Source organism: Pseudomonas sp. IT-232MI5, from assembly GCF_949767845.1.
GTDB lineage: Bacteria > Pseudomonadota > Gammaproteobacteria > Pseudomonadales > Pseudomonadaceae > Aquipseudomonas.
The window spans coordinates 153520-180373 of record NZ_CATKQE010000005.1 but is presented as its reverse complement, the minus strand read 5'-3'; the positions used below and the strand labels follow the sequence as shown (position 1 = coordinate 180373).

Here is a 26854-nt window from a genome sequence, read left to right as displayed (position 1 = left end):
CAACGCCTCCATTCAAACCTGCGACACCCCGCCACGCCACGACCTTGGTCGACACTGACTAACCGCCCCGCGCATGCGAGACTGTCCGCCCGGGCAGGAGTGCCGGGGAGTCATTTGTCGGGAGTGTTGCATGTCGCTGTCCACCGGGCTGATCGCCGCCGTCGCCCTGGCCTATATGGCCATCATGTTCGCCATCGCCTTCTACGGCGACCGCCGCAGCGCGCCGTTGCCGCCGCGCATGCGTGCCTGGGTGTACAGCCTGTCGCTGGCGGTTTACTGCACCAGTTGGACGTTCTTCGGCGCAGTCGGTCAGGCGGCGGAACAACTGTGGTCATTCCTGCCGATTTACCTCGGGCCGATCCTGCTGTTGGTGGGCGCGCCGTGGGTCCTGCAAAAAATGGTGATGATCAGCAAACAGGAGAACATCACCTCCATCGCTGACTTTATCGCCGCGCGTTACGGCAAATCGCAATCGCTGGCGGTGGTCGTTGCGCTGATCTGCCTGGTCGGCGTCCTTCCTTATATCGCCCTGCAACTCAAAGGCATTGTCCTCGGCGTGAACCTGCTGATCGGCGCCGGTGCCGACGCCATGGGTACCCGCGCCCAGGACACCGCGCTGATCGTGTCGCTGGTACTGGCGCTGTTCACCATAGTCTTCGGCACGCGCAACCTCGATGCCACCGAACACCACCGTGGCATGGTGCTGGCGATTGCCTTCGAATCGCTGGTCAAACTGTTCGCGTTTCTCGCCGTCGGCGCCTTCGTCACTTATGGCCTGTATGACGGTTTCGAAGACCTGTTCAACCAAGCCATGCTCGCCCCACGCCTCGAGGAATACTGGAAAGAAACCATCAACTGGCCATCGATGGTGGTGCAAACCGGCGTGGCGATGATGGCAATCATCTGCCTGCCCCGGCAGTTCCATGTGACGGTGGTGGAGAACATTGATCCGCAGGATCTGCGCCTGGCCAAATGGGTGTTTCCAGCGTACCTCGCATTGGCTGCTTTGTTTGTAGTCCCGATCGCTTTAGCCGGTCAGATGATGCTGCCAAGTGACGTCTTGCCCGACTCCTTCGTGATCAGCCTGCCACTGGCTCAGGCGCACCCGGCGCTGGCGATGCTGGCGTTTATCGGCGGCGCATCAGCGGCGACCGGCATGGTGATTGTCGCCAGTGTGGCGCTGTCGACCATGGTCTCCAACGACATGCTATTGCCGTGGTTGCTGCGCAGAAATAACGCCGAGCGCCCGTTCGAAGTGTTCCGCCAGTGGATGCTCTCGGTACGCCGCGTGAGCATCGTAGTGATTCTGCTGCTGGCGTACGTCAGCTATCGCTTGCTCGGTTCGACCGCGAGCCTGGCGACCATCGGCCAGATTGCCTTTGCTGCGGTGACCCAACTGGCACCCGCGATGCTCGGCGCGCTGTACTGGAAACAGGCCAACCGCCGCGGTGTTTTCGCAGGCCTGGCCGCCGGTACTTTCCTGTGGTTCTACACGTTGATCCTGCCGATTGCCGCACACAGTCTCGGTTGGTCACTGAGCAGTTTTCCGGGGCTGGCTTGGCTGCACAGCAATCCGCTGAACCTGCCGATTACCCCGCTGACCCAAGGCGTCGTGCTGTCACTGGCCGGTAACTTCACCTTGTTTGCCTGGGTCTCGGTGTTATCCCGCACGCGCGTGTCGGAGCACTGGCAGGCCGGGCGTTTCATCGGACAGGAGATCAGTGCACGGCCGAGTGCACGCTCGATGCTGGCGGTGCAGATTGACGATTTGCTGCAATTGGCCGCGCGTTTCGTCGGTGAGGAACGTGCGCGGCAGAGCTTTATTCGTTTCGCTTACCGTCAAGGCAAAGGCTTCAACCCGAACCAAAATGCCGACGGCGAGTGGATCGCCCATACCGAGCGTTTGCTGGCCGGTGTGCTTGGCGCGTCCTCGACCCGCGCGGTGGTAAAAGCCGCCATAGAAGGTCGGGAAATGCAACTGGAGGATGTAGTCCGAATCGCCGATGAAGCTTCGGAGGTCCTACAGTTCAACCGCGCCCTGTTGCAGGGTGCAATCGAGAACATTACCCAGGGCATCAGCGTCGTCGATCAGTCGCTGAAACTGGTGGCGTGGAACCGGCGTTATCTGGAGCTGTTCAACTACCCGGACGGCTTGATCAGTGTCGGCCGACCGATTGCCGACATTATTCGCTACAACGCCGAGCGCGGTTTGTGCGGCCCCGGTGAAGCGGAAGTCCACGTTGCTCGTCGTTTGCACTGGATGCGCCAGGGCCGCGCGCATACGTCTGAGCGGCTGTTCCCCAACGGCCGGGTGATCGAGTTGATCGGCAACCCGATGCCGGGCGGCGGCTTCGTCATGAGTTTCACTGACATCACCGCATTCCGCGAAGCCGAACAGGCGCTGACCGAAGCCAATGAAGGATTGGAGCAACGGGTCAGCGAACGTACCCAGGAACTGTCGCAACTCAACGTCGCCCTGACCGAAGCCAAGGGCACTGCCGAGGCGGCCAATCAGTCGAAAACCCGTTTTCTCGCGGCAGTCAGCCATGACTTGATGCAACCGCTGAACGCCGCCCGGCTGTTCTCCGCCGCCCTCTCCCATCAGGACGACGGCTTGAGCGGCGAGGCACAGAAACTGGTGCAGCACCTCGACAGTTCGCTGCGCTCGGCCGAGGATCTGATCAGCGATCTACTGGATATTTCCCGACTGGAAAACGGCAAGATCAACCCGGATCGCAAGCCGTTCGCCGTCAATGAGCTGTTCGACACTCTCGGTGCCGAATTCAAGGCACTGGCACAGGAACAAGGTCTGACCTTCCGTGTGCGCGGCAGTCATCTGCGCATCGACAGCGACATCAAATTGCTGCGCAGGATTCTGCAGAATTTCCTCACCAACGCTTTCCGCTATGCCAAGGGCCCGGTGCTGCTCGGGGTGCGTCGACGCGGCGGCGAACTGTGCCTGGAAGTGTGGGATCGCGGGCCGGGGATTCCGGAAGATAAACAGCAGGTGATTTTCGAGGAATTCAAACGCCTCGACAGTCATCAGACCCGCGCTGAAAAAGGCCTCGGGCTGGGTTTGGCAATTGCCGATGGCTTGTGCCGTGTACTCGGCCACACCTTGCGTGTGCGCTCGTGGCCGGGGCGCGGCAGTGTGTTCAGTGTCCGCGTGCCGCTGGCCCGCTCCCAAGCCGTGCCGGTCAGCGCCGTCGCTGAATTGAATGGCAAGTTGCTGAGCGGCGCGCAGGTACTGTGCATCGACAATGAAGACAGCATTCTGATCGGCATGAACAGCTTATTGAGCCGCTGGGGCTGTCAGGTATGGACGGCGCGTAATCGTGAGGAATGCGCGGCGTTGTTGAACGACGGCGTGCGACCGCAACTGGCGTTGGTCGACTATCACCTCGATCACGGGGATACCGGTACCGAGTTGATGGCGTGGTTGCGCACACGCCTGGGCGAACCGGTGCCGGGGGTGGTGATCAGTGCTGACGGGCGACCGGAGATGATCGCGCAGGTGCACGCGGCGGGCCTGGATTATCTGCCGAAACCGGTGAAGCCGGCGGCGTTGCGGGCGTTGTTGAGTCGGTATTTGCCGCTATAGAAGCAAAAAGATCGCAGCCTTCGGCAGCTCCTACAGGATGTACGCCGTACCAATGTAGGAGCTGCCGGAGGCTGCGATCTTTTGATCTTTATTCAGGGAGTTCGACGAGACCATCGACGTCGGTCATCGCCCGCTCCAGCAAATCCGCCGGCAAACTCTTGCTCGCCCGTGCACCGAGCAACTTGAGCTGTTCACTGCGACTGACCAGATTGCCGCGCCCTTCTGTCAGCTTGTTACGCGCTGAGCTGTAGGCTTTATCCAGCTGTTGCAGTCGATTGCCGACCTCATCGAGATCCTGAATAAACAGCACGAACTTGTCGTACAGCCACCCGGCGCGCTCGGCGATTTCCCGAGCGTTCTGACTTTGGCGCTCCTGCTTCCACAGACTGTCGATCACGCGCAACGTTGCCAGCAACGTGGTCGGACTGACGATGACAATGTTGCGGTCGAAGGCTTCCTGAAACAGTGATGGCTCAGCCTGCAACGCCGCCGAAAACGCAGCTTCTATCGGCACGAACAGTAAAACGAAGTCGAGGCTGTGCAGGCCTTCCAGACGTTTGTAATCCTTGCCGGCCAGGCCTTTGACGTGATTGCGCAACGACAGGACGTGCTGCTTGATCGCGATCTGCCCGAGGGTGTCGTCGTCGGCAGCCACGTATTGCTGATACGCGGTAAGACTCACCTTGGAGTCCACCACCACTTGCTTGTCGCCCGGCAGGTAAATGATCACGTCAGGCTGGAAGCGCTCGCCGTCCGGGCCTTTGAGGTTGACCTGGGTCTGGTACTCGCGGCCCTTTTCCAGACCGGCGTGTTCGAGCACACGCTCAAGAATCAGCTCGCCCCAGTTGCCTTGGGTTTTCTGGCCTTTGAGGGCACGGGTCAGGTTGGTGGCTTCGTCGCTCAGACGCAGATTGAGCGCCTGCAAGCGCTCCAGTTCCTTGGCCAGCGAGAAGCGCTCGCGGGCCTCGGCCTGATAGCTTTCTTCCACACGTTTTTCGAAGGATTGAATGCGCTCCTTGAGCGGATCGAGCAACTGTCCGAGCCGTTGCTGACTGGTCTCGGCAAAACGCTGCTCGCGCTCATCGAAGATCTTCCCGGCCAGTTCGGCAAACTGCGCCCGCAGTTCATCGCGCGAACCTTGCAGGTCGCTGAGGCGTTGCTGATGACTTTCCTGCTGTTCGCGCAGTTCGGCGTTCAGTGAGGCGGCCTGTGCGTCGAGGCGGCGCAGTTCTGCTTCCTTGTTCGCACGTTCGAGGTTCCAGGCGTGGGAGGCATCGCGAGCGTCGTCGCGTTCGATCTGCAGCAGTTCGACTTCCCGGCGCAGAGCCGCCAGTTCAGCTTGCTTGGCGGCATTGGCCTGACCGAGATCGGCGATCTCATCGCGACTGGCGTCGAGCTGCGCGTTGAGCCCATCCTGTGCCAGTTGCGCCATGGCCAGACGTTCTTCGAGCAGAGCCACCTCGGCCTGCCCATTGCTCGCCCGGCGTTGCAGTTGCCAGGCCAGCGCCAGCAGTGGCAATCCCGCTGCTGCAAGCCCCAGCAATACGCTGGTCAAGTCCATAGCCATAGCCACTCCCGCCGATCTTATAAAGCCTGAAGGTTAACCAAGGTGTCAGGTCTTGGACAGCTCAGTCTTCGAGCAGACCGAGTTCCTGCTGCGCACGACGGTCGCCGGCGCGAGCAGCCTGGCGCAACAGATCCTGACCGATGCGACGGTCCCGTGCGTTACCGCATTCGCGGCACATCAATTGGCCGAGACGGCTTTGCGCAACCACCACGCCATCACGCGCCGGTTGTTTGAGCAGGCGGCCAGCGAGGTGTTTTGCATTGTGACTGTCGCTCAGGCGCGGGCTGTCGAGCAGCCATTCGGCAACGCGAACGGAAAATCGCTTGGGCGGGGTAACAGGAGAAGGCTGTGAGGTAACAGAGTCTGATACTGAGCGAAACTTCATAAAGCACTGTGGGACGAATCGGAAGGCGCGCCACTCTACTCTCTTTTTCTTACAGGTAAAGTCGAAAAACAACCCGGCACGCCCGTCCTAGAGCAAGCGCTCGGGACAATCCACAGAAGCTGTGGATAACTCAGTGGACAACCGCCCTCCAACCCTCGCAAAGCCTTATGGAATGGGGCTCGCAGTCAAACTGACGATTTTTTCACCAACAAAAAAAAGCGATGTTTTTCATTGACTTAAACTTTCGTTGCAGGCAGCCATCGGGGTCAGGATTGGTATGACAGCGCCGTTACAGCCTGCGCAACTAATGTGCACAAGTACCTGTTACCTGGTTATATCGCTGCGCTTTTTCGGGTCGTTTTGGCGATCGGTGGGGGAATAAACCAGTCTGGCGCGCGCCTCGATGAAAATATCTTCACCGACCGACGGTCAATCAATGCGCCAATTCCGGGCATTTGAGCAAACACGCCAAGCAGCCTCAAGCTGTGGCTGCGATGTTTTTCTACACGAAGTTTGCTTTACCCGTTTCGATCCGTTAGTATTCGCGGCGTTAGTACCAAGCTGAAAGTCAATTCCGGTCGAACACATCCCCACGGTCAGCCTTCTACCAAGAAGCCCTACCGAAAAAGCGGGAACGACCCCTCGATGGTTTCCAGGTAAATCTTGCGACGACACTGCCTTCGAATGATGCGAAGGGTGTTGCGAAGAACACTTACTCTGACCGAACCAACCTGCAAATTGATCAGGATCTTCACCCCGGGCCCAGAACCTTTGCCCTCGTTGTGATGCCTGCCCTCCTAAGTACCTACCTGCCAGCCCAAGCGCGCCAACTTATCAGCGCTTCAAACTGGCTGCTTTGTTCCAGTCGGGTTCTTCGTTTGACCAATGGTGGTCGACGTTACTGGAACGTTTTAACGTTGCACGGTTCTTATCCGTGTCATTTGTAGGAACACCTAATAACTATGTCTACTCAAATCCATACTCAGGATGCCATTCGCACCCTAACCAACGCTTTTGCACCAATGAACTGCCTGATCATGGCCGCTCGCAAAGGCTGCTTCAGCTTCACACTGGTCAACGAACACGGTATCGCCCGCCACAGCGAGCGTCTGTACCCCGATCAGTACTCCAGCGCTGAACCGCTGCAGGCCGTGATCGATCGTACCCGTCAGGCACTGGTTGCCTGAAAGCCGAAAAGGCTGCAAAAGCAAAAGCCCCGCACAAAATGCGGGGCTTTTTATTGCCCGATGTTTCGCTTTTACCCCTCAGCGGCTAAGCACCATCGGATATAACGAATATTCCCCGCAGCGGGAAATATTTTAAAAACAGGCCTTTACGTCGCGAATATGACACTACACTTCAACTCAAGCGGCGTGATCCGCTTGCGGCGAGCCTGAACCGATCCACAGCTGCCAAGCCCCCTTCAGGACTCGCCATTAATAACAAGAACCGAGGGTTTTATGGGTATCGCTGCCAGCGAACTGTGCCGCTACGTGATCCGTCCTACGCTGATCTACCTGGGACGTCACAGCGCGACTGCCGAATCTCTGCTGCTGGGCATCGCCGCCAGCCAGTCAGCCCTGGGTTCCGCCCTGCATGACCGCCGCGGCCACGGGCTTTACCGCATCGCCGAGCACCGCCATCAAGCCCTTTGGGATGATTACCTGGCACTCGATCCGGAACGCGCCAGCCTGGTTCGCGGCCTCGCCAGCCAGCATGCCTTCCTGACCGGCCCGCACCTGGAATTGACGGTAAACCTGCGTTACGCCACGGCCATTGCCTGGCTGCTGGTTGAAGAACAAAACCCCACCCTCCCCGATTCCAACGATTTGCTGGGAATGGCACGTATCTGGCGTCAGACCTTTCAACCCCAAGGTCGCCTGCGCGACTTCACTTACGCCTGGCACACCTGTGTTTCAACGGTGAATCAGGTCGCCTGCTGACCGACCGGTTTCAAAAGATCGCACAACAGGTCGCGATTTTGGTCGGATTGTCCTACAAAACCGCTCTAACTCAAGGCATACGGACTATAGCGCTGGGACGAAAATGTTGGTAATTTTCGCCCCGGTGATCATCAGGAGTTCTAATAATGAAAAAAGTCATGCTCAAAACCACCCTTAGCCTCGCCGTTACCCTTGCCTCCACTCAAATTTTCGCGGCCGGCTTTGCCCTCAACGAACAAAGCATCAGTGGGATGGGGACTGGTTTTGCCGGGCGATCTTCTTCTGCTGACGACGCAAGTACTGTTTATGGCAACCCTGCCGGCATGTCGCGCATCAAGCGTGAACAAGTTACCGGTGGTGTAGCCGTTGTCGATGCTCATACCGATATCAGCAATGCCAGCTCCAGCCCTAACGGCGGCAGCAACAAAGGCGACATGGTGCCTTTCACCGCTGTACCTATGGGCTTCTACGTGAAACCGATCGATGAGCATTGGGCATTCGGCCTCGGTGTTTATGTGCCGTTCGGCCTGATCACTGATTATGAAAACGGCTTTGCCGGCCGTTACTTTGGCAGCAAGTCCGAAGTGCAAGTCATCACTTTCCAACCGACCATCAGCTACGCCTTCAACGACAAGGTATCGATCGGTTTCGGTCCAACCATCAACCGCATTGACGGCTCGCTGGAGTCCAACCTGTCGATCACTCAAGCCCTGCCGGACGGCAAGGTCAAGATCAAGGGTGACGACACCGCACTGGGCTACAACGTCGGCCTGCTGGTACAAGCCACCGACAGCACTCGCGTCGGTCTGACGTACCACTCGAAAGTCGACTACAAGCTCGAAGGCGACACCAAGGTCAACTACGGCGCACTGGCCCTGGTCGGTGTGGGCGCCAACCAGAAGTACGACGCTTCGCTGAAGATCACTACCCCTGAATCGGTCGACCTCTCGGTAACCCAGGCGATCAACGATCGCTGGAACGTTTATGCCGGTACTACCTGGACCCGCTGGAGCCAGCTGGAGAAAATCACCGTCAAGAACTCCGGTGTGCAGCCGCTGCTGGCCGGTCAGTTCGGCGAGATCACCGAAGACCAGAACTGGCACGACTCCTGGGCTTACGCCGTGGGTACGTCGTACCAGCTGAACAAGGAATGGGTACTGCGTACCGGTCTGACTTTCGACCAGTCGCCGACCAACAACGTCGACCGCTCGCCACGCATTCCTACCGGCGACCGGACGATCTTCAGCATCGGTGCCGGCTGGAGCCCGACCGAAGATCTGACCATCGACGTGGCCTACTCGTACCTGAAGGAAGAGTCGGTCAACATCCGCAACCAGAACGATCGTGGCCAGAGCTACAACTCGAAGTATGAAAACTCGGCAAACGGTTTCGGTGTCGGCGCGACCTACCGCTTCTGATGCTGCGCGGCGAGGCTAATCCCTCGCCCACAAAAAGCCCCGCTCTCTTTGCAGAGGCGGGGCTTTTTTATGCCTGAAATTTGTACGACCTGTAGGAGCTGTCGAGTGCAACGAGGCTGCGATCTTTTGATCTTTTTTTTTAAAATCAAAAGATCGCAGCGTGCCGCAGCTCCTACAAATCAGGGTTTCAGCGGTTTCGAGGCAATCGCCTTTTCGATCGCGGCGATAAACTCCGGATCATCGGGTTTGGTCAGGCTGGAGAAATTGGCGATCACCTTGCCCTGGCGATCAACCACATATTTGTAGAAATTCCACTTCGGTGCGCTGCTCTGTGCCGCCAGCACCTGGAACAGATGCGTAGCGTCATCGCCACGAACCTTCTGCGGCTCGGTCATCGCGAACGTCACGCCATAGTTGGCATAGCAGACCTTGGCGGTCTCGGCGCTATCCTTCGATTCCTGCTTGAAGTCGTTGGAGGGCACACCGAGCATTTGCAACCCTTGCGGCTCAAAGCGCTTATGCAGCGCCTCAAGCCCTTCAAACTGCGGCGCAAAACCACAGAAACTCGCGGTATTGACCACCACCAATGGTTTGTCGGCGTACTGCTTGCACAGATCGATGGATTCCTTGGCTCGCAACTTGGGCAACGAGCCTTGCAGCAATTCGGGACAGTCAGCGGCCTGGACCAGGCCAGCCATCGCCATCAGCAACGCGGGAACAGCACACCAGCGCATCAGCATGTCGAACATCCTTGAGCAATCGTCAGACTTCGACGTTACTCGCCACGCCTCGTTCTAGCAAATGCTCATGCCCAACTGCATCAGCGCCAGGCCACCCTGATGCCAGCCCCACCACACCAGCGCCAGCAATGCAGCGCCGAGTGCGGTGATGGCCAATCGTGGCCAGAATCGGCTCATGCGCCACTCGCTGCGGTTTGCAGACGCGCGACCGGTCGTTCGCGCACCGGCCAGTTCAGCGCGGCCGCCAGCAGACTCAGCAGAATTGCCACTTGCCAGATCAAGTCATAACTCCCGGTTCGGTCATACACCACCCCGCCCAGCCAGCCGCCCAGGAATGAGCCGAGCTGATGAAACAGGAACACAATGCCACCGAGCATGGACAGGTTTCGCACACCAAACAAGGTCGCCACCGTACCGTTGGTCAACGGCACCGTCGACAGCCACAAGAAGCCCATGGCCATGCCAAACAGGTACGCCGACAGGGTCGTCACCGGCAGCCACAGAAACAGCACAATCACCACCGCGCGCAACAGGTACAACGCTGTCAGCAGACGCGGTTTGGACATGCGCCCGCCCAGCCAGCCGGCAGTGTAAGTGCCGAAAATATTGAACAGCCCGATCAGCGCCAGCACCGTGGTGCCGACACTGGCGGGCAGATGCTGATCGACCAGATACGCAGGCAAGTGCACACCGATGAACACCACCTGAAAACCGCAGACAAAAAAGCCGAACGCCAACAACCAGAAACCCGAATGCGAACAGGCTTCGCGCAGCGCTTCGGACAGGGTTTGTTCATGGCCAAGCACTGGTAACGGCTTGTCCTTGAGCATGCTCACCAGCGGCACGATCAACGCCACCAGCAGGCCCAGCACCAGCAGCGCGGCCGACCAGCCGAGCCAGCCGATCAGGCCCAGCGTGCCCGGCAACATGGCGAACTGGCCGAAAGAACCGGCGGCGCTGGCGATACCCATGCCCATGCTGCGTTTCTCTGGCGGCACAGCACGACCCACGACACCAAGAATGACCGAAAACGAAGTGCCCGAAAGACCGATACCGATCAGCAGACCGGCACTCAGTGACAGCGTTACCGCCGAATCAGACAGGCCCATGCACACCAGGCCCGCCGCGTAGAGGATCCCACCGACCAGCACCACTTTTGCCGCGCCGAAACGGTCAGCCAGTGCGCCGGTAAACGGTTGTGCCAGGCCCCAGATCAGATTCTGCAAGGCAATGGCAAAGGCGAACACTTCACGCCCCCAACCGAACTGCGCACTCATCGGTGACAGGAACAAGCCGAAACCATGCCGCACGCCCAATGACAACGCCAGGATCAGCGCACTCCCGACCAACACCCAACCGCACGTACGCCACATCGATGTCATTATTGTTCTCCGCTTGCGGGTATATACCCGCTTGAGTTTGGAAAAAACCGGCCTCAGGCCAGTTCATCCAGCAATCTGAGCAAGGTTTCGCGCTTCTCGGCGCCCAGTCTGTCGATCAATCGCTGCTGCGCCGCTTCCCAGGCCGGCAGTGCCGCTGCCAGGCGTTGCACACCGGTCTCGGTGAGCTTGACGATGCGATTGCGCATGTCCTCGCCTTCGGCCAGCGCCACCAGCCCCTCGCCTTCCAGCACCCGCAGATTGCGCCCGAGGGTGCTGCGGTCCAGACCCATCGCCTCGGCGAGTTCCGAGATGCTCGGTTGATCCAGACGCTGCAGGTTGCACAGCAAAGAATACTGGGCAACATTGATCCCGAAGCCGTCGAGAGCGCCGTCGTAATGCCTGCTGACGCCACGAGCGGCGCGACGCAGGTTGGTGCACAAACACTGAGAAGGAAGCATGATGCGTGTATATACCCGCGACTGTGTTAAATCAAGTTACAGATGAGTTTACCCATAACATTTGTGGCGCCTGACACACCGCTATCGCGAGCAGGCTCACTCCTACAGGGGAATGCATTTCAAATTGTAGGAGTGAGCCTGCTCGCGATGGGGCCAGCCCATCCAGCAATAATCTCTTAGACCAAAACCAATCCCACCAGCACCACCATCTCCAGCAATTCCAGCAACGCCCCCGCCGTATCGCCTGTCGTCCCGCCCAACCGCCGCATCATCACCTGCCGTAGCCAGACAAACACAACGACAGCAATTACCAGCGCAACGACCGCACTGAATCCGGCAATCAGCACGCAGACCAATGCACTGACGCCCAACCCCCACCACCCGGCCTTGCGCGGCAAATGATCAGCCAGCGCCTGCCCCAACCCGCCAGCCCGCACGTACGGCGTGGTCAGAAACAACCCGAGCAACGCCGCACGCCCGAGCAACGGCACGATGATCAGTGCCAGACCTTGCTGCTGTTCGATCAGCGCCAGCAGCGCAGCAAACTTGAGCAACAACACCAACACCAGCGTGACCACCGCAATCGGCCCGCTACGCGGGTCTTTCATGATCGTCAGCGTACGCTCGCGATCACCAAAACCGCCGAGCCAGGCATCGGCGCTGTCGGCCAGACCATCCAGGTGAAGTGCGCCGCTGAGCACCACCCACGCCGTCAGCAGCAACGCCGCATGCAGCAACGGCGCGCCGCTCAAGGCAAGATTCAGCGCCCACAGGATCAGCCCGAACAACAGCCCCACCAGCGGATAAAACAGCAGCGATCGCCCAAGCTGTTCCGGCTCAGGCATCCCCGGCAAACGAATCGGCAGGCTACTGAGAAATTGCAGGGCGATCCACAGCGGCAACATGTCAGTGACCTTCCTTGAGCGAACCACCGGGTTCAACCTTCAGTGCAAACAACGCGCCGTGAGCGACTTCAACACTGAGCAGTTGTTCGCGTGGCAGCCCTCGCGCTTGCGCCAACAGCAGACGCATCACGCCGCCATGACTGATCAGCAAAATCCGCTCACCGGCGTATGCAGTGTGCAGGCGCGCAACCGCTGCCAATACTCGCGAGGAAAACTCGCTGACCGGCTCACCCTGCGGCGGCGTAAAGGAATACGGATCAGCCCAGAACAGCCCCAAGGCCTCGGCATCCGTCTCCATCAACGCCGCTGCGCTCTGCCCTTCCCATGCGCCGAAATGCAGCTCTTGCAGATCCTTGTCCAATTGCACTGGCAGATCCAACTGCTCACCCAGTTCGGCGGCAAAGCGAGCGCAACGCTGCAACGGCGAACTGACCAGACGATCCCATGGCCCGCTGTCGACCACCGCCGCACGCATCTGCGCCCAGCCCTTTTCGGTCAGTGCATCATCGAGACTGCCACGCAGGCCACCGCCCAGTTCAGTCTCACCATGGCGCAGCAGATCCAGATTTAATGTCATGCCGGACGATCCGCCACCGCCGCTTCAGCGAACGTCGCCATCTGCCCGTGCAGATCACAGGCCAGACGCAACAAGGGCACCGCCAGCGCCGCGCCACTGCCCTCGCCCAGACGCAAACCGAGTTCCAGCAACGGCTCGGCCTGCAGGGTTTCCAGCACATGGCGATGGCCCGGCTCGGCACCGCGATGACCGAACAACAACCACTCGCGGCAGGCCGGATTCAAGCGCACCGCGACCAGCGCCGCGACCGTGCAGATAAAGCCGTCGACCAGCACCGCAACACCTTCTTGAGCCGCGGCCAGATAGGCACCAACCAGCGCGGCGATTTCAAAACCACCCAGATTGAACAGGGTCTGCAACGCATCGCTACGCTGTGCGGCGTGCAATGCCAGCGCCCGCTCGATCACTTGCGCCTTGTGGCTGACACCTTCGGCATTCAGTCCGGTGCCGGGACCGGTCAGATGCGCCACCGGGCAATCGAGCAAGGCACAGGCCAAGGCACTCGCTGCCGTGGTGTTGCCAATGCCCATTTCGCCACCAATGAACAACTGCGCGCCCGCCACTTTTGCGCGCAGCAGACTGTCGCGACCCGCCTGCAATGCCTGCTCGCCCTGGGCCTGAGTCATCGCCGCGCCCTGCACGAAGTTCGCCGTGCCCGCGCCGATGTTCAAATGGCGCACACCCGGCAGGTTCAGCGCTGGATTCACCGTGCCCAGATCGACCACTTCCAGCTGCGCGCCGAGCTGACGCGCCAGCACGCTGATCGCCGCGCCACCGCTGACAAAGTTGAGCAGCATCTGCCCGGTGACTTCTTGCGGGAACGCCGAAACACCTTCAGCCACCACGCCGTGATCACCGGCAAAAATCGCGATCCACACCTGCGCCAGCGTCGGTTTGATCTGGCCTTGCAGGCCGGCCAACTGCACCGCTACCGATTCCAGTCGACCGAGCGAACCGGCCGGTTTGGTCAGTTGCTGCTGCCGCGCCGCCGCTTGTTCAACGACATTGATGTCGACTGGTTTGCACGGGTTCAGCCACCAGGATTGAGTCATAACGCAGGTCCTTTCAGAGTCAGGGGCAGGCCGGCGACTGTCAGGACAACACGCTGAAAGCGCTCGGCCAGAGCTTGATGCAGCCAACCGGCTTCATCGACGTAACGGCGAGTCAATTCGCCCAGCGGCACGACACCCATTCCGGTCTCGTTGCTGACAAAAATGATTTCACCCGGCAAGGACGCCAGGCAGTCGAGCAAGGCTTGGCGCTCGGCGGTGAGGCGTTCGGCGTCATCGAGCATCAGCAGATTGGTCAGCCACAGGGTCAGGCAATCGACCAGCAGGCAACGCTCGGCGCTGGCGGATTCGCGCAGGACGCGGGCCAGTTCCAGCGGCTCTTCGATGAGCGCCCACTCGGCAGGTCGGCGCGCGCGGTGATGGGCGACGCGGTCGCTCATCTCGCCATCAAGAGGTTGGCTGGTAGCGATGTAGGTGACCGATAGATGGCTGTCGCTGGCGAGTTTTTCGGCCAGACGACTTTTGCCGGAGCGGGCGCCGCCGAGGATCAGTTGGAGCATGGGGGACATCCTGAAAATTATGTGTTGAAGCCATAGGCGCTATCGCGAGCAGGCTCACTCCTACAAGGGATCTCGAGCAACCCAGAGTTTTGTGTAAAACACATAACCCTGTAGGCCTTCGCCTGCTCGCGATGAGGCCATTAAATTCACCTCAAATCCCACAGAGCTGTCGCAACAACTCGGTATCCAGATGCTTTTCCACCAGATCCGCCAGCCGCTCGATATCGCGTTCGCGCAAGCCGTGATAATCCACCGCCTGCACATCGCTCAACCCGGCCCAGCGCAGCAACGCCGCACTCGCCGCCGGCGATTCGAACAAGCCATGCAAGTAAGTGCCGAACACTTGCCCGTCAGCACTCTGCGCACCGTCGCAACGGCCGTCATCCAAATGCACCGCAGCGTTTTCCAACGCCGGTCCGCTGGTCACGCCGGCATGAATTTCATAGCCGCTGACGTCGGCATCTTCCAGCACCAATCGTCCGCGCACATTGCGCAACTGCTTCTCGGCCTCAAGCGTTGTTTCGAACGTCAGCAAGCCCAAACCGGCACTCGTGCCCGGCGCGCCTTCGAGGCCGAGTGGGTCATGCACCTGCTCGCCAAGCATCTGCAGACCGCCGCAAATCCCCAGCACCTTGCCGCCGTAACGCAAGTGCCGAGAGATCGCCGCATCCCAGCCACTGGCGCGCAGGTAGGCCAGATCGCTACGCACGCTCTTCGAGCCCGGCAGGATGATCAGGTCAGCCGCCGGAATCGCCTGCCCTGGCCCGACAAATTGCAGATCGACCTGGGGATGCAGACGCAGTGGATCGAAGTCAGTGTGATTGCTGATGCGCGGCAGCACCGGCACCACCACTTTCAGCACTTGTTCGACCTTGTCGGTCTGGCGTTGATCAATGCCGTCCTCGGCCTCAAGGTGCAGATCCATCACATAAGGCAACACGCCCACCACCGGTTTGCCGGTGCGTTGCTCGAGCCAGTCGAGACCCGGTTGCAGCAAGGCGATGTCACCGCGAAAACGGTTGATGATGAAGCCCTTGACCCGCGCCTGTTCGCTCGGCGAGAGCAATTCCAGGGTGCCGACCAGATGCGCGAAAACCCCGCCGCGATTGATGTCGGCAATCAGCAGCACCGGGCAATCCACCGCCTCGGCAAAGCCCATGTTGGCGATGTCACCGGCGCGCAGATTGATCTCCGCCGGCGAACCCGCGCCTTCGACCATCACCAGCGGATACGCAGCGCTGAGCCGCTCGTGGGACGCGAGCACCGCTTTCATCGCGATGGCTTTGTAGTCGTGATACGCCACGGCGTTCATCGACGTCACCGCGCGACCATGGATGATCACTTGCGCGCCGGTGTCGCTGTTGGGCTTGAGCAGTACCGGGTTCATGTCGGTGTGCGGATCGAGGAATGCCGCTTGCGCCTGCACCGCTTGCGCGCGACCGATCTCACCGCCGTCGGCGGTCACAGCACTGTTGAGCGCCATGTTCTGTGGCTTGAACGGTACGACCGCCACGCCTTGACGCGTCGCCCAGCGGCACAGCGCCGTCACCAGTGTGCTTTTACCGGCATCGGAGGTGGTGCCTTGCACCATCAGGGTGGTCATGCGTGATCCTTGGCGAAAGCGATTAAAGCGTGTTCCAGACGCGCCTCTTCAGCCGCGTCGGCAGGCAGGCCAAAACGCAAACTGCTGTTGTGAGTAAAGATGCGCAGGAGGATGCCGCGACGGGCCATGAACGCGTGCAACGCCTCGGCGTGTTCGGTGATCAGCCACTGGAACAGCGCGCAACCGCCCTGCGGCTTGAAGCCGTAGCGTTCAAGCAGCGCTGCCAGTCGTTCACTGGCTTCATCGCTGCGAATCCGTTGGCGTGTGTGCCCTTCGGTGTCTTGCAGACACGCTTGGCCAAGCACCCGCGTCGGCCCGCTCACCGCCCAAGGCCCGACCTGTTCGGCGAGCAGCTTGAGCAACTTGCGCTCGGCCAGGACAAAGCCCAGACGCACCCCGGCCAGACCGAAAAACTTGCCGAACGAACGCAACACAATCAGCCCGACTTGATGGGCATGCGGTGCCAGGCTCAGTTGCGGCGTGTTGTCCATGAAGGCTTCATCGACCACCAGCCAGCCACCGCGCCGGGCGAGCCGCGCATGCCAGTCAAGCAGGCGTGCCGGGGTCAGACTCAGGCCGGTCGGGTTGTTCGGATTGACCACCACCAGCACGTCGAGGCTGTCGAGAAAGAATTCGACTTCCTGCTCCAGCACTTCGCGCACGATGTAACCGCTGCGGCGCCAGGCTTCGGCATGCTCGGCATAACACGGCGACAACACACCGACCTTGCCGGCGCGACGCAAACGCGGCAACAACTGGATGGCCATCTGCGAACCCGCCACCGGCAGCACTTGCGCAGCACCGTAGTAATCACACGCAGCTTGCTCCAGACCGTCATCGGTTTCCGGCAAGCGTGCCCAGGCGCGCAGCGGGATCTCCGGGATCGGAAACGGCCACGGCGCCAGACCGCTGGACAGGTCGAGCCAGTCAGCTTCAGCGATGCCGTAATCGAGTGCAGCCTTGCGCAGCCGGCCACCGTGCTCAAGCATAGAATTCAGCCCCCACGCAGAGAATCAGCAGCCATAACCATACGCCGCGCTGAACCAATTGCCAGCCACGGTCGATGGAATCGGCATCGGCCGGTTGCCCTTCGCCGAGTTGCGGACGGTCGTGAAGTTCGCCGTGATAGATCGCCGCGCCGCCCAGCTCCACGCCCAAGGCACCGGCCCCGGCAGCCATCACGGGACCGGCGTTGGGGCTGTCCCACTTCGGCGCCTGTGTGCGCCAGCACTTCAACGCGAGTCGGGTTTTACCCAGCAGCGCGTAGGTCAACGCCACCAGACGCGCAGGAATGTAGTTGAGCACGTCGTCGATTTTCGCCGCGGCCCAACCAAAGCGCTCGAAGCGTTCGTTGCGATAACCCCACATCGCATCGAGCGTGTTGCTCAAGCGATAGAGGACCACGCCCGGCGCACCCGCCACGACAAACCAGAACAGCGCGGCAAACACCGCATCGCTGCCGTTTTCCAGCACCGACTCGGTGGCGGCGCGGGCGACGGCGGTGCTGTCGAGTTCATCGGTCTGGCGGCTGACCAGATAGCCCACGCGTTTGCGCGCCTCGTCCAGATCATCTGCGCGCAAAGCAGCGGCCACCGGCGCGACATGCTCGCCGAGGCTGCGCATGCCGAGGGCGCAATACAATGCAAGAATCTCGACGACCCAGCCCACGTACGGCGCCCAGGACAATGCGGTGGCGAGCAAGGTCAGCGGCAGCACCGCGATCACCCACGCTGTGACGCCATGACTGCGCCAGCCACGACCACCGGCGTTGAAACGTTGCTCGATGCGCCCGGCGAAATTGCCGAACGCCACCAGCGGATGCCAGCGTTTCGGTTCACCGAGCAGCGCATCCAGCGCGACCGCGGCGACACTCAACAACGCCACACTCATTGACTCACTCCCCAATAATTTTCATACAGCAACTCATTGAGCGGCCGCGCCTGCGCCCACCCTTCGAGTACCAGCATCGGCGCCGGATAGAATTCCTTGACCGGGCCCAGACACAAAACGGCGAGAGGTTTAGCGCCTGCGGGCAATTTCAGCAAATCCGCCAGTGCCTGCGGCTCGAACAGCGAAACCCAGCCAATGCCCAGACCTTCGACGCGCGAGGCCAGCCACAGATTCTGAATCGCGCAGGACAGCGAGGCCATGTCCATTTCCGGCAGCGTGCGGCGACCGAAGATGTGTTTTTCGCGATCGTCCATCAGCGCGGCGACCAGCACTTCGGCGCAGTCATGGATGCCTTCGACCTTGAGTTTCATGAACTCGTCACTGCGCTCGCCGAGGGCTTCTGCGGTGCGGATGCGTTCTTCTTCCACGAGGTTCTGGATCTGGCCGCGCAAGGTTCTATCGCTGATGCGGATGAAGCGCCACGGCTGCATGAGGCCGACGCTTGGGGCCTGGTGAGCGGCTTCCAGTAGTCGGCGCAGCAATTCCGGCTCGACGGTGCCGCCGGTGAAGTGGCGCATGTCGCGGCGTTCGGCGATGGCTTTGTAGACCGCTTGGCGTTCGGCTTCGGAAAATGCGTTGTCTGTCATGGCCCCATCGCTGGCAAGCCAGCTCCCACAGGGGATTGGATTTCTTCAGGAAGCTCACCGCCCACTGTGGGAGCTGGCTTGCCAGCGATGGCGGCATGGAGGTCGGGTGCAAACAATGCTGCGATAGCCGCGGGACTCGACGGGAAGTAGAAGTGCACATAAGAGGCCGTCATCCGCCCCTCACGATAAACCGCCTCAGCACCGCGTCCGCCATTCGGACTCAAGCCACGCGCAATCGGCGTCAGCTCAGTCGTCGTCAACGAATGATGATAAGTGTGCCCACGCAACGATCCTTCCGGCAAATCCACTGCTTGCAGCGCCAGTGCAGCCAGACGCTTCTGCATCACCGCGTCGCCCTTCAGCAGCCCAACCAACTCAGCGCGAGAGCCTTCAACGTCAGTCAAAGAATCCAGCAAATACAGCATCCCGCCACATTCGGCGAGCAACGGTTTGCCCGCTGCGTGATGCGCACGAATCGCCTCCAGCATCGCGGTGTTCTGCGACAACGCAACGTGGTGCAATTCCGGATACCCACCGGGCAAATACAGGCTGTCCGCCTCAGGCAATTGCGTGTCGCGGATCGGCGAGAAGAAACTCAACTCGGCGCCCATCGCCCGCAACAGATCGAGACTCGCGCCGTAGGTGAAGGCAAACGCCTCATCACGGGCAACGGCGATTCGCACATTCTTCAGCAGCGGCTCTACAGCGATCACATCAGGCGCGGCGAATTCCACGGCCGGTGGCAGCGCTACCTCGCAACTGCTGGCCAATGCATCGGCGGCGGCATCGAGACGCACATCGAGGTCATTCAGTTCGCTGGCCTGCACCAGGCCGAGATGACGACTCGGCAGTTCGATACCGGTCTCACGGGACAACGCGCCATACCAACGCAAACCTTCCGTGAGGCTGCCTTCGAGCAATTGCGCATGGCGCAAGGTGCCGACGCGATTAGCCAGTACACCGGCAAACGGCAGGTCCGGCTGATACTTCGCCAGGCCCAGCGCCAGCGCACCAAAGGTTTGCGCCATGGCCGTGCCGTCGATCACGCCGAGCACCGGCACGCCGAAGTGCCGCGCCAGATCGGCGCTGGACGGCGTGCCATCGAACAGGCCCATCACGCCTTCGATCAGAATCAGATCCGCCTCATTGGCGGCTTCCCACAACAGACGACGACTTTCCTGCTCGCCGACCATCCACATGTCCAGTTGATACACCGGCGCACCGCTGGCGCGTTCGAGAATCATCGGATCGAGAAAGTCCGGGCCGCATTTGAACACGCGCACCTTGCGCCCCTGATTGCGATGCAAACGGGCCAGTGCGGCGGTGACGGTGGTCTTGCCCTGACCGGAAGCCGGCGCGGCGATGAGCACCGCCGGGCAGTGACGTGGCTGATTCAAAGTTCGACGCCTTTCTGCGCTTTGATGCCAGCCTGGAAGGCGTGTTTGAGCATGCCCATTTCAGTCACGGTGTCGCCCATTTCGATCATTTCCGGCTTGGCCGCGCGACCGGTGACGATCACATGCTGCATCGGCGGACGCGCCTGCAAATCGCTGAGCACCTGATCGAGATCGAGGTAACCATGTTTGAGGGCGATGTTGAGTTCGTCGAGCACCACCAGACCGATCGACGGATCGCGCAGCAGTTCGCGGGACACGGCCCACGCGGCTTCGGCGGCGGCGATGTCGCGCTGACGATCCTGGGTTTCCCAGGTGAAGCCCTCGCCCATCACATGAAAGCGCACCTGCTCAGGGAAGCGGCGGAAAAACAACTCTTCGCCGGTGCTGTTGCGGCCCTTGATGAACTGCACCACGCCGCACTGCATGCCGTGGCCCATGGCGCGGGCGAGCATGCCGAACGCCGAGCTGCTTTTGCCTTTGCCATTGCCGGTCAGCACCAGCACCAGGCCACACTCGTCAGGCGAGTTGGCGATGCGTTCGTCGATCACGGCTTTTTTGCGCTGCATACGCGCCAGATGGCGTTCGTCGCGCTCGGGGGAATCGGTCATGGGGGGAGCTCTCCGTTGAGGCTGGATAACGGCGGGCAGGCACAAGAATAGACGGCAAAAAGCCTGGCATCGCCCACCGTGATGCCGCTGGATGGATCAGGCCGGTCTCCGGGCTCATGAGCGGCGTTTCGCCTGACTGCGCGCCTTCCCGCTTCTTTCGAGGCAGTGGCTCAAGGCGCAGTTTTCACTCATTTACCGTTGCGGGGGCAGCGCCGGGATCGTGGTGGTTCTTCGCTTGAAGACAACCCTCACCGGCTTCCCTGTTTCACTCTGTCGACGCAGGTCACAGAGCACCTGAAACAAGCCGCGAAGGTTAGAGGGTTGGGGGTGGAGCGTCAATTAAAGAGGCGGTCATCGGGCGAATAACTGCCGCCGATCAATTATCTGACGCCAATCTTGTGCCACACTGATACAAATGATATCAAAGAGCCATGCTTTTCCCGAAAAGCCCACTACAACAATAAAGGATGATGACGATGCAAGGCATGATCATCAGCAACCCGCGCCTGGAATTCCTGCGCCCGGTGCTTGAACGCTGGTTTGACTGTATCGACCGTTACAACGCCGTGCGCGGCGACAGCGACACCCCTTACTGGCATGACGAGAAAGCCAATCTCGGATTGCTCTCGGCCGCAGCCTGGATGGCTGAGCTGGTGACTTTGAACGGCACTGCCACGCGCAAGCAGAATGAAGAAGGCGAGCGCAATGCCCGCGCCGATCTGTTTCTCGCCGGTGCCGAAGACCGCGCCTTTATCCAGGCCACCCAGCGCTGGCCAAAGGTTACCAACCTCAATCTGACCCAAGCCCTGCTGGACATCACCAACGACGCCAAACGCATCAGCTACGCCAGCGACCTCAAGCTCGGCTGCCTGTTTGTCGCGCCGCAAAAAGCCCAGCACAGCGCCAGCCCCGAAGAGCTGCAGGACATGGTCGACGACCTGCAAAAGGAACACACTTGCGCGGTCGCCTGGTATTTCCCCTACGCCTACCGCAAGTTACGCAGCGAAGCCGGCAATTATCACCCGGGCATCGCCGTGCTGTTCAAGGAAGCGCGCGGTTGAGCAGTTGAACCATCGGGCTTGCGCCCTCCTCTATGATTAGGAATGCATTCATAGGGAAGATCAGCAATGCGCAAGCCCCAGCTCGTTTTTGTCATCGCCTTCGCCGGAGGACTCGCCGCCTGCGGTGAAACCTCCAGCCTGCAAGTCTCCGACGGCACCGGCCCGTCACCGAAGCTGCCCGAACCGAACAAGACCCTGATCCCGACGGTGAATATCGCCCCGGCGATCGGCTGGCCCGACGGCGGCAAACCGACAGCGGCGGCTGGCACCCAGGTCGCGGCATTCGCCGAAGGCCTCGATCATCCGCGCTGGCTCTATGTGCTGCCCAATGGCGATGTGTTGGTAGCGGAAACCAATGCCCCACCAAAACCGGATGACAGCAGCGGGATTCGCGGCTGGGTGATGAAGAAGGTCATGGGCAAGGCTGGCGCTGGCGTGCCAAGCCCAAACCGCATCACCCTGCTGCGTGACGCCGATCACGATGGCGTCGCCGAGACCCGCACGGTGTTTCTGCAAAACCTCAACTCGCCGTTCGGCATGACCCTGGTTGGCAATGACCTGTACGTCGCCGATACCGATCGCCTGCTGCGTTTCAACTACGAACCCGGCGCGACCGAGATCAAATCGCCGCCGATCAAGGTCGTCGATCTGCCCGGCGGCACGCTGAATCACCACTGGACCAAAAACGTCATCGCCAGCAAGGACGGCAGCAAACTGTACGTCACGGTCGGCTCGAACAGTAATGTCGGCGAAAATGGTCTGGATAAAGAAGAAGGCCGCGCGGCGATCTGGGAAGTCGATCGGGCGACCGGCAATCACCGCATCTTTGCCTCGGGCATCCGCAACCCCAATGGCCTGGCCTGGGAGCCTGTCAGTGGCGCGCTGTGGACAGCGGTCAACGAACGCGACGAGATCGGCAGTGATCTGGTGCCGGACTACATCACTTCCGTGAAGGACGGTGGTTTTTATGGCTGGCCGTTCAGCTACTACGGCCAGCACGTCGATGTGCGTGTGTCGCCGCAAAATCCGGACCTGGTGGCCAAAGCCATCGCCCCGGATTACGCAGTCGGCCCGCACACCGCCTCACTGGGTCTGAGCTTCGCCGAGGGCAACACGCTGCCGGCGCAGTTCAAGGAAGGCGCGTTCATCGGCCAGCATGGTTCATGGAACCGTAAACCGCACAGTGGCTACAAAGTGATTTTCGTGCCGTTTACCGGTGGCAAGCCGAGTGGCAAACCGGTGGATGTGCTGACCGGTTTCCTCGACAAGGACGAGAATGCACTCGGTCGCCCGGTGGGCGTGGTGATCGATCAGCAAGGTGGCTTGCTGGTGGCGGATGATGTCGGCAACAAGGTGTGGCGAGTGTCGGCCAGCAAATAATTTTCGCCATGCACAAACAACTGTAGGAGTGAGCCTGCTCGCGATAACTTCGTATCAGTCGACATCATCATTGACTGAACGACCGCTATCGCGAGCAGGCTCACTCCTACATGGGATTGTGGGCTGCTTGAATTACGGGTTATGCGCCAGATGCTCCGGCTGCAGCACCCGCTTGGCACTCAGATAAGCTTTCTGCCAGTACGCCTTCGACAGGCTGTCCAGCTTCACCGTGCCGCCCGTGGCCGGCGCATGCACGAAGCGCCCTTCCCCGACGTAAATCCCCGCATGACTGACCTGCGAGCCGCCATTGGTGGCGAAGAAGATCAGATCGCCAGTCTGCAAGCCTTCTTTGCCGACATTCGGTGCCTGCATGACGATCAGCTCACGCGTCGAACGCGGCAAAGAGATGCCCGCCGCATCACGGTAGACAAAACCGATCAGCCCGCTGCAATCAAACCCTGAATCCGGCGTGTTGCCGCCCCAACGATAGGGCGTGCCGACCAGACCGAGCGCGCGAAACAGCACGTCTTCAGCAGCAGGCGAAAAAGCTTGGGAGGGGCCGAACACGACCGGTGCGCGAACCACCGGCGCAGGAGGCGGTGTGCGACTGGCGCAGGCGCTGAGCAGCGCTGCGAAGAAGATCAAAGTGAGGCGGGCCGACATCGTCATAAGCAGAACATCCTGATCTGGCTGCGGCTTTTTCTGCCGATGGACAGAAAACAAAACCGCCTGCGTGAGCACGCAGGCGGTTTGCCATCAATATAGATACAGGATTCTAGCGGCTACGCGGCAAACTTCAAGTAAGACTTTAACTTCACCTTGTAAAGTCTAAGTCTACTCCGTTACCGCAAGCCTGATTGTCGCCGCGAACGCAGCGACAACAAGGGATTACTTGCGAGCAGTGACTACAGTTGGAGCGTTGGCCAGAGCGCGTTTCGCTTCGATGAAGGTCTTGCTCCAGTAGCTGTCACCCAGGCTGTCGATGCGAACACCGCCGCTGCGACGACTGCTGGAGTGGATGAACTGGTTGTCACCGAGGTAGATCCCGGCGTGACTGACACGACCGCGACGACCGTTGGTGGCGAAGAACAGCAGATCGCCCGGCTCAAGGTTGCTGCGCGAGACCAGCGGCGCATCAACGTTGATCATTTCGCGGGTCGAGCGTGGCAGGTTCATGCCGGCTTCTTCGCGGAACAGGTAGCCGATGAAACCGCTGCAATCGAAACCGGCTTCAGAGGTACCGCCGAAACGGTAACGGGTACCGATCAGGGACATGCCGCGTTCGAGGATGCTGTCGGCCAGAACAGGAAGCTGATAAGGCTTCTTGCCATTGAATTCGTTGAGTTCTTTTTCGGTGTCCAGCTCTTCCTGATAAATAACGGAAGATTGGGCCGTGGCAGAATTTTTAACCTGTTGAGGCTGCTCTTGAACTGGAGAATGAGCAGCGCAACCGTACAACAGGGTGACGAGTGCGAGAGGCACGAGGGGTGCGAAGCGCTTTAGCATGGGCACGACCGTGGCTGATAGTTGTAAAGAAGCCGAGACTATGCCCGCTATCAGCCTCATTTGCAAATTCAATCGATCTTTTTGTGACTTCTCGGTTTCTCGTTTACATCTAAGCGCTTAAGCCCATTTGAACCGAGACGCGGCCTGCACAGCTTGCAGGAAAGCGGATTTTCTGGCGCCTGAATTATGCCGAAACGCGCTGAAAGCCGCGCCGCTACCAGCCTAGGGTCTCTTTGAGGAAGGGAATGGTCAGCTTGCGTTGAGCCTGCAACGAGGCCTGATCGAGCTGCTCAAGCAAGTCGAACAGCGCACTCATGCTGCGGGTGCCGCGCGTCAAAATAAAATGCCCGACTTCATCGGTCAGATGCAGACCGCGACGCGACGCGCGCAATTGCAGGGCGCGCAATTTGTCTTCATCGGAGAGCGGGCGCATCTGGAAAATCAACGCCAGGGTCAGGCGCGATTTCAAGTCAGCCAGTTTGACCGGCAGTTCACGCGGAGAGGTTGACGCGGCGATCAGCAGACGCCGACCGCTGTCACGCAGACGGTTGAACAGATGAAACATCGCCTCTTCCCAGTCAGCCTTGCCGGCAATCACCTGCAAGTCGTCCAGGCAAACCAGTTCGTACTGCTCAAGGTTGTCGAGGATTTCGACGCCGCGATCCATCAACTCGGCCAACGGCAAATACACCGCCGGCTCGCCCATTTGCTCAAAACGCAGACACGCTGCCTGCAACAGATGCGTACGCCCTACGCCGTGTTTGCCCCACAGGTAGATCAGGCTTTCTGTCCAGCCGGCGTCGGCTTCGCATAGACGCTCGACATAGCCGAGTGCAGCGGCATTGGCGCCTGGGTAGTAGTTGATGAAGGTGGCGTCGTCACGCAGACGCACACCTAGGGGCAGCTGAATCGGTTTCATGCTGACTGAACAGTTCTCAAGGAACCGTTAGTGGCCTCTGTGTAAAGTTTGCGAAGTTTATACCCGTGAAGCTGAGCGCACAATGCGACAGAGTCCAAGCAAAATCAAAGGTTTGCGTTAACGCACCGGTTTTATGACAGATTCCTTGGCGCCAGCGCCTGCAGGACACGGGCCAACCCGGCGATTTGCCGGGCCGCCCCTGCGCCATTACAACTGCGGATCGTCAACACCACTATAGATGTCGGAATCCTTGTACAAGTCGTGCACATGGCGCACCAGCACCATGATCACCGCCGCCACCGGCAACGCCAGCAGCACACCGGTAAAACCGAACAGCTCGCCACCGGCCAGAATCGCGAAGATCACCGCCACCGGATGCAGACCGATGCGATCGCCCACCAGCAGCGGGGTCAGCACCATGCCTTCCAGCGCCTGACCGACCATGAACACCGCGACGATCCCGACCATCGGGTACAGATCGCCACCGAACTGGAACAAACCGGCAATCAACGCCGCGCCAATACCGATCACAAAGCCCATGTACGGCACGATCGCCGCCAGGCCCGCGATCAGACCGATCAACAGCCCCAGCTCCAGCCCGATAATCATCAGGCCCGCCGCGTAAATCACGCCCAGCGCCACCATCACCAACAACTGCCCGCGAACAAACGCGCCCAGCACCTCATGACATTCACCGGCCAGCGATACGATAGTCTCCTCCCGATCGCGCGGCAGCAGACTGCGGATCTTGGCCATCATCACGTCCCAGTCACGCAGCAGGTAGAAACTCACCACCGGAATCAGCACCAGATTCGCCAGCCAGCCAATCAGCGCCAGACTCGACGCGGTCGCCTGACTGAGCACCACACTGACGATGTCGGTGGTCTGGCCCATGTGTTCGCTGATCGCCGCTTTGACCTTGTCGAACTTCCAGAAACCATCCGACAGACCCAGCTTCGCCTGCGCCCACGGCAACGCCGTGTGTTGCAGCCAGTCGAGCATTTGCGGCGCCAGTTCGTATAACCGCAGCAACTGCTTGGCGAGCATCGGCACCAGCACCAGTAACAGCGCGGTGACGATCAGGGTGAACAAGGCAAATACCGCGATTACCCCCCACGTACGCGACAGCCCGAGTCTTTCCAGGCGATCCACCAGCGGATCGAACAGATAAGCCAGCAACAGCGCCACCAGAAACGGCGTGAGGATCGGGTGCAGCAACCATACAAACGCGCAAAGCAGGATTACCCCACCGAGCCAGAACCAACGCCGCGTATCGGCCATGTACCACTCCTGTAGC

26 protein-coding genes and 1 riboswitch are annotated in these 26854 nt (G+C 60.2%); of the genes, 6 read left to right on the top strand and 20 right to left on the bottom strand.

Going from position 1 to position 26854, the window contains the following annotated elements; all coding sequences use genetic code 11:
• Nucleotides 1-130: 130 nt before the first annotated feature.
• Nucleotides 131-3601, top strand: a complete 3471-nt coding sequence (locus tag ACM6JQ_RS05665; RefSeq protein ID WP_414893372.1) for a NahK/ErcS family hybrid sensor histidine kinase/response regulator — start codon at nt 131-133, stop codon at nt 3599-3601.
• A gap of 88 nt (nt 3602-3689) precedes the next feature.
• Here the strand turns inward: ACM6JQ_RS05665 and rmuC are convergent, their stop codons facing one another.
• Both rmuC and ACM6JQ_RS05655 read right to left on the bottom strand, forming a co-directional pair.
• Nucleotides 3690-5054 (bottom strand): DNA recombination protein RmuC, encoded by a 1365-nt coding sequence (gene rmuC / locus ACM6JQ_RS05660; RefSeq protein ID WP_177321054.1) that lies wholly within the window; start codon nt 5052-5054, stop codon nt 3690-3692.
• A 175-nt stretch (nt 5055-5229) separates the two neighbouring features.
• On the bottom strand, nt 5230-5553 hold the full coding sequence (locus ACM6JQ_RS05655) for a hypothetical protein (RefSeq protein ID WP_007919780.1): 324 nt from the start codon (nt 5551-5553) through the stop codon (nt 5230-5232).
• A 962-nt stretch (nt 5554-6515) separates the two neighbouring features.
• Here ACM6JQ_RS05655 and ACM6JQ_RS05650 point away from each other — a divergent pair.
• The 3 genes from ACM6JQ_RS05650 (at nt 6516) to ACM6JQ_RS05640 (ending at nt 8914) form a co-directional block, all read left to right on the top strand.
• Nucleotides 6516-6740, top strand: coding sequence for a hypothetical protein (locus ACM6JQ_RS05650; RefSeq protein ID WP_003214941.1), 225 nt, complete (start codon nt 6516-6518; stop codon nt 6738-6740).
• Between the two features lie 273 nt (nt 6741-7013).
• Nucleotides 7014-7496 carry a hypothetical protein gene (locus ACM6JQ_RS05645; RefSeq protein WP_095114106.1) on the top strand — a complete coding sequence of 161 codons (483 nt, stop codon included), beginning with the start codon at nt 7014-7016 and terminating at the stop codon, nt 7494-7496.
• Nucleotides 7497-7642: 146 nt separating this feature from the next.
• Nucleotides 7643-8914: an OmpP1/FadL family transporter gene (locus ACM6JQ_RS05640; RefSeq protein ID WP_095114107.1), complete on the top strand. Its 1272-nt coding sequence runs from the start codon at nt 7643-7645 to the stop codon at nt 8912-8914.
• Between the two features lie 179 nt (nt 8915-9093).
• On the opposite strand, the gene ACM6JQ_RS05635 is transcribed toward ACM6JQ_RS05640, so the two are convergent.
• The 14 genes from ACM6JQ_RS05635 to cobO form a co-directional block, all read right to left on the bottom strand.
• Nucleotides 9094-9654, bottom strand: a complete 561-nt coding sequence (locus tag ACM6JQ_RS05635) for a glutathione peroxidase (RefSeq protein WP_123374677.1) — start codon at nt 9652-9654, stop codon at nt 9094-9096.
• Nucleotides 9655-9708: 54 nt separating this feature from the next.
• Nucleotides 9709-9831 (bottom strand): hypothetical protein, encoded by a 123-nt coding sequence (locus tag ACM6JQ_RS05630; protein ID WP_007919790.1) that lies wholly within the window; start codon nt 9829-9831, stop codon nt 9709-9711.
• On the bottom strand, nt 9828-11036 hold the full coding sequence (locus ACM6JQ_RS05625) for an MFS transporter (protein WP_007919792.1): 1209 nt from the start codon (nt 11034-11036) through the stop codon (nt 9828-9830). Before ACM6JQ_RS05625 ends, ACM6JQ_RS05630 begins: the two co-directional genes overlap by 4 nt.
• Nucleotides 11037-11089: 53 nt before the next feature.
• Nucleotides 11090-11494 (bottom strand): MarR family winged helix-turn-helix transcriptional regulator, encoded by a 405-nt coding sequence (locus ACM6JQ_RS05620; protein ID WP_007919794.1) that lies wholly within the window; start codon nt 11492-11494, stop codon nt 11090-11092.
• A 176-nt stretch (nt 11495-11670) separates the two neighbouring features.
• A complete protein-coding gene (locus tag ACM6JQ_RS05615) occupies nt 11671-12399 on the bottom strand; it encodes an adenosylcobinamide-GDP ribazoletransferase (protein WP_414893371.1) in 729 nt (242 codons plus the stop codon).
• A 1-nt stretch (nt 12400) separates the two neighbouring features.
• Nucleotides 12401-12976 (bottom strand): alpha-ribazole phosphatase family protein, encoded by a 576-nt coding sequence (gene cobC, locus ACM6JQ_RS05610; protein ID WP_414893370.1) that lies wholly within the window; start codon nt 12974-12976, stop codon nt 12401-12403.
• Nucleotides 12973-14028, bottom strand: coding sequence for a nicotinate-nucleotide--dimethylbenzimidazole phosphoribosyltransferase (gene cobT / locus ACM6JQ_RS05605; protein ID WP_414893369.1), 1056 nt, complete (start codon nt 14026-14028; stop codon nt 12973-12975). The genes cobC and cobT overlap by 4 nt, the downstream gene beginning before the upstream one ends.
• Entirely contained in the window at nt 14025-14546 is a 522-nt protein-coding gene (gene cobU / locus ACM6JQ_RS05600) for a bifunctional adenosylcobinamide kinase/adenosylcobinamide-phosphate guanylyltransferase (protein ID WP_414893368.1), read from the bottom strand. The genes cobT and cobU overlap by 4 nt, the downstream gene beginning before the upstream one ends.
• 151 nt (nt 14547-14697) lie before the next feature.
• Entirely contained in the window at nt 14698-16149 is a 1452-nt protein-coding gene (locus ACM6JQ_RS05595) for a cobyric acid synthase (protein WP_414893367.1), read from the bottom strand.
• Nucleotides 16146-17138, bottom strand: a complete 993-nt coding sequence (cobD, locus tag ACM6JQ_RS05590) for a threonine-phosphate decarboxylase CobD (protein ID WP_007919813.1) — start codon at nt 17136-17138, stop codon at nt 16146-16148. The genes ACM6JQ_RS05595 and cobD overlap by 4 nt, the downstream gene beginning before the upstream one ends.
• Nucleotides 17131-18039, bottom strand: coding sequence for an adenosylcobinamide-phosphate synthase CbiB (cbiB, locus tag ACM6JQ_RS05585; protein ID WP_007919815.1), 909 nt, complete (start codon nt 18037-18039; stop codon nt 17131-17133). Before cbiB ends, cobD begins: the two co-directional genes overlap by 8 nt.
• Nucleotides 18036-18686, bottom strand: a complete 651-nt coding sequence (gene bluB, locus ACM6JQ_RS05580) for a 5,6-dimethylbenzimidazole synthase (protein ID WP_414893366.1) — start codon at nt 18684-18686, stop codon at nt 18036-18038. Before bluB ends, cbiB begins: the two co-directional genes overlap by 4 nt.
• Nucleotides 18683-20083, bottom strand: coding sequence for a cobyrinate a,c-diamide synthase (locus ACM6JQ_RS05575; protein ID WP_414893365.1), 1401 nt, complete (start codon nt 20081-20083; stop codon nt 18683-18685). Before ACM6JQ_RS05575 ends, bluB begins: the two co-directional genes overlap by 4 nt.
• Complete coding sequence (gene cobO, locus ACM6JQ_RS05570; protein WP_003223053.1) at nt 20080-20691, bottom strand: cob(I)yrinic acid a,c-diamide adenosyltransferase; 612 nt, start codon at nt 20689-20691, stop codon at nt 20080-20082. The genes ACM6JQ_RS05575 and cobO overlap by 4 nt, the downstream gene beginning before the upstream one ends.
• 81 nt (nt 20692-20772) lie before the next feature.
• A riboswitch (cobalamin riboswitch) is annotated at nt 20773-21004 on the bottom strand.
• Nucleotides 21005-21167: 163 nt separating this feature from the next.
• Here cobO and ACM6JQ_RS05565 point away from each other — a divergent pair.
• Nucleotides 21168-21752 (top strand): hypothetical protein, encoded by a 585-nt coding sequence (locus tag ACM6JQ_RS05565; RefSeq protein ID WP_095114116.1) that lies wholly within the window; start codon nt 21168-21170, stop codon nt 21750-21752.
• Between the two features lie 66 nt (nt 21753-21818).
• Entirely contained in the window at nt 21819-23132 is a 1314-nt protein-coding gene (locus ACM6JQ_RS05560) for a PQQ-dependent sugar dehydrogenase (protein WP_414893364.1), read from the top strand.
• Between the two features lie 132 nt (nt 23133-23264).
• Here the strand turns inward: ACM6JQ_RS05560 and ACM6JQ_RS05555 are convergent, their stop codons facing one another.
• The 4 genes from ACM6JQ_RS05555 to ACM6JQ_RS05540 all read right to left on the bottom strand — a co-directional run bounded on the left by ACM6JQ_RS05555 (nt 23265) and on the right by ACM6JQ_RS05540 (nt 26838).
• Nucleotides 23265-23801 carry a C40 family peptidase gene (locus ACM6JQ_RS05555; RefSeq protein ID WP_007919825.1) on the bottom strand — a complete coding sequence of 179 codons (537 nt, stop codon included), beginning with the start codon at nt 23799-23801 and terminating at the stop codon, nt 23265-23267.
• A 219-nt stretch (nt 23802-24020) separates the two neighbouring features.
• The gene (locus ACM6JQ_RS05550) at nt 24021-24638 is read right to left on the bottom strand and encodes a C40 family peptidase (RefSeq protein ID WP_007919826.1); all 618 of its coding nucleotides are present in this window, start codon (nt 24636-24638) and stop codon (nt 24021-24023) included.
• Nucleotides 24639-24852: 214 nt separating this feature from the next.
• Nucleotides 24853-25557: a DnaA regulatory inactivator Hda gene (gene hda, locus ACM6JQ_RS05545; protein WP_007919828.1), complete on the bottom strand. Its 705-nt coding sequence runs from the start codon at nt 25555-25557 to the stop codon at nt 24853-24855.
• Between the two features lie 207 nt (nt 25558-25764).
• Nucleotides 25765-26838 carry an AI-2E family transporter gene (locus ACM6JQ_RS05540; protein WP_007919830.1) on the bottom strand — a complete coding sequence of 358 codons (1074 nt, stop codon included), beginning with the start codon at nt 26836-26838 and terminating at the stop codon, nt 25765-25767.
• Nucleotides 26839-26854 lie beyond the last annotated feature (16 nt).

What these genes read in the sequence shown, in the direction of transcription:
- ACM6JQ_RS05665 (WP_414893372.1), top strand. Translation starts at nt 131, where the DNA reads ATGTCGCTGTCCACCGGGCTGATCGCCGCCGTCGCCCTGGCCTATATG.
- ACM6JQ_RS05655 (WP_007919780.1), bottom strand. Translation starts at nt 5,553, where the DNA reads ATGAAGTTTCGCTCAGTATCAGACTCTGTTACCTCACAGCCTTCTCCT.
- ACM6JQ_RS05650 (WP_003214941.1), top strand. Translation starts at nt 6,516, where the DNA reads ATGTCTACTCAAATCCATACTCAGGATGCCATTCGCACCCTAACCAAC.
- ACM6JQ_RS05645 (WP_095114106.1), top strand. Translation starts at nt 7,014, where the DNA reads ATGGGTATCGCTGCCAGCGAACTGTGCCGCTACGTGATCCGTCCTACG.
- ACM6JQ_RS05640 (WP_095114107.1), top strand. Translation starts at nt 7,643, where the DNA reads ATGAAAAAAGTCATGCTCAAAACCACCCTTAGCCTCGCCGTTACCCTT.
- ACM6JQ_RS05635 (WP_123374677.1), bottom strand. Translation starts at nt 9,654, where the DNA reads ATGCTGATGCGCTGGTGTGCTGTTCCCGCGTTGCTGATGGCGATGGCT.
- ACM6JQ_RS05630 (WP_007919790.1), bottom strand. Translation starts at nt 9,831, where the DNA reads ATGAGCCGATTCTGGCCACGATTGGCCATCACCGCACTCGGCGCTGCA.
- ACM6JQ_RS05625 (WP_007919792.1), bottom strand. Translation starts at nt 11,036, where the DNA reads ATGACATCGATGTGGCGTACGTGCGGTTGGGTGTTGGTCGGGAGTGCG.
- ACM6JQ_RS05620 (WP_007919794.1), bottom strand. Translation starts at nt 11,494, where the DNA reads ATGCTTCCTTCTCAGTGTTTGTGCACCAACCTGCGTCGCGCCGCTCGT.
- ACM6JQ_RS05615 (WP_414893371.1), bottom strand. Translation starts at nt 12,399, where the DNA reads ATGTTGCCGCTGTGGATCGCCCTGCAATTTCTCAGTAGCCTGCCGATT.
- cobC (WP_414893370.1), bottom strand. Translation starts at nt 12,976, where the DNA reads ATGACATTAAATCTGGATCTGCTGCGCCATGGTGAGACTGAACTGGGC.
- cobT (WP_414893369.1), bottom strand. Translation starts at nt 14,028, where the DNA reads ATGACTCAATCCTGGTGGCTGAACCCGTGCAAACCAGTCGACATCAAT.
- cobU (WP_414893368.1), bottom strand. Translation starts at nt 14,546, where the DNA reads ATGCTCCAACTGATCCTCGGCGGCGCCCGCTCCGGCAAAAGTCGTCTG.
- ACM6JQ_RS05595 (WP_414893367.1), bottom strand. Translation starts at nt 16,149, where the DNA reads ATGACCACCCTGATGGTGCAAGGCACCACCTCCGATGCCGGTAAAAGC.
- cobD (WP_007919813.1), bottom strand. Translation starts at nt 17,138, where the DNA reads ATGCTTGAGCACGGTGGCCGGCTGCGCAAGGCTGCACTCGATTACGGC.
- cbiB (WP_007919815.1), bottom strand. Translation starts at nt 18,039, where the DNA reads ATGAGTGTGGCGTTGTTGAGTGTCGCCGCGGTCGCGCTGGATGCGCTG.
- bluB (WP_414893366.1), bottom strand. Translation starts at nt 18,686, where the DNA reads ATGACAGACAACGCATTTTCCGAAGCCGAACGCCAAGCGGTCTACAAA.
- cobO (WP_003223053.1), bottom strand. Translation starts at nt 20,691, where the DNA reads ATGACCGATTCCCCCGAGCGCGACGAACGCCATCTGGCGCGTATGCAG.
- ACM6JQ_RS05565 (WP_095114116.1), top strand. Translation starts at nt 21,168, where the DNA reads ATGCAAGGCATGATCATCAGCAACCCGCGCCTGGAATTCCTGCGCCCG.
- ACM6JQ_RS05560 (WP_414893364.1), top strand. Translation starts at nt 21,819, where the DNA reads ATGCGCAAGCCCCAGCTCGTTTTTGTCATCGCCTTCGCCGGAGGACTC.
- ACM6JQ_RS05555 (WP_007919825.1), bottom strand. Translation starts at nt 23,801, where the DNA reads ATGACGATGTCGGCCCGCCTCACTTTGATCTTCTTCGCAGCGCTGCTC.
- ACM6JQ_RS05550 (WP_007919826.1), bottom strand. Translation starts at nt 24,638, where the DNA reads ATGCTAAAGCGCTTCGCACCCCTCGTGCCTCTCGCACTCGTCACCCTG.
- hda (WP_007919828.1), bottom strand. Translation starts at nt 25,557, where the DNA reads ATGAAACCGATTCAGCTGCCCCTAGGTGTGCGTCTGCGTGACGACGCC.
- ACM6JQ_RS05540 (WP_007919830.1), bottom strand. Translation starts at nt 26,838, where the DNA reads ATGGCCGATACGCGGCGTTGGTTCTGGCTCGGTGGGGTAATCCTGCTT.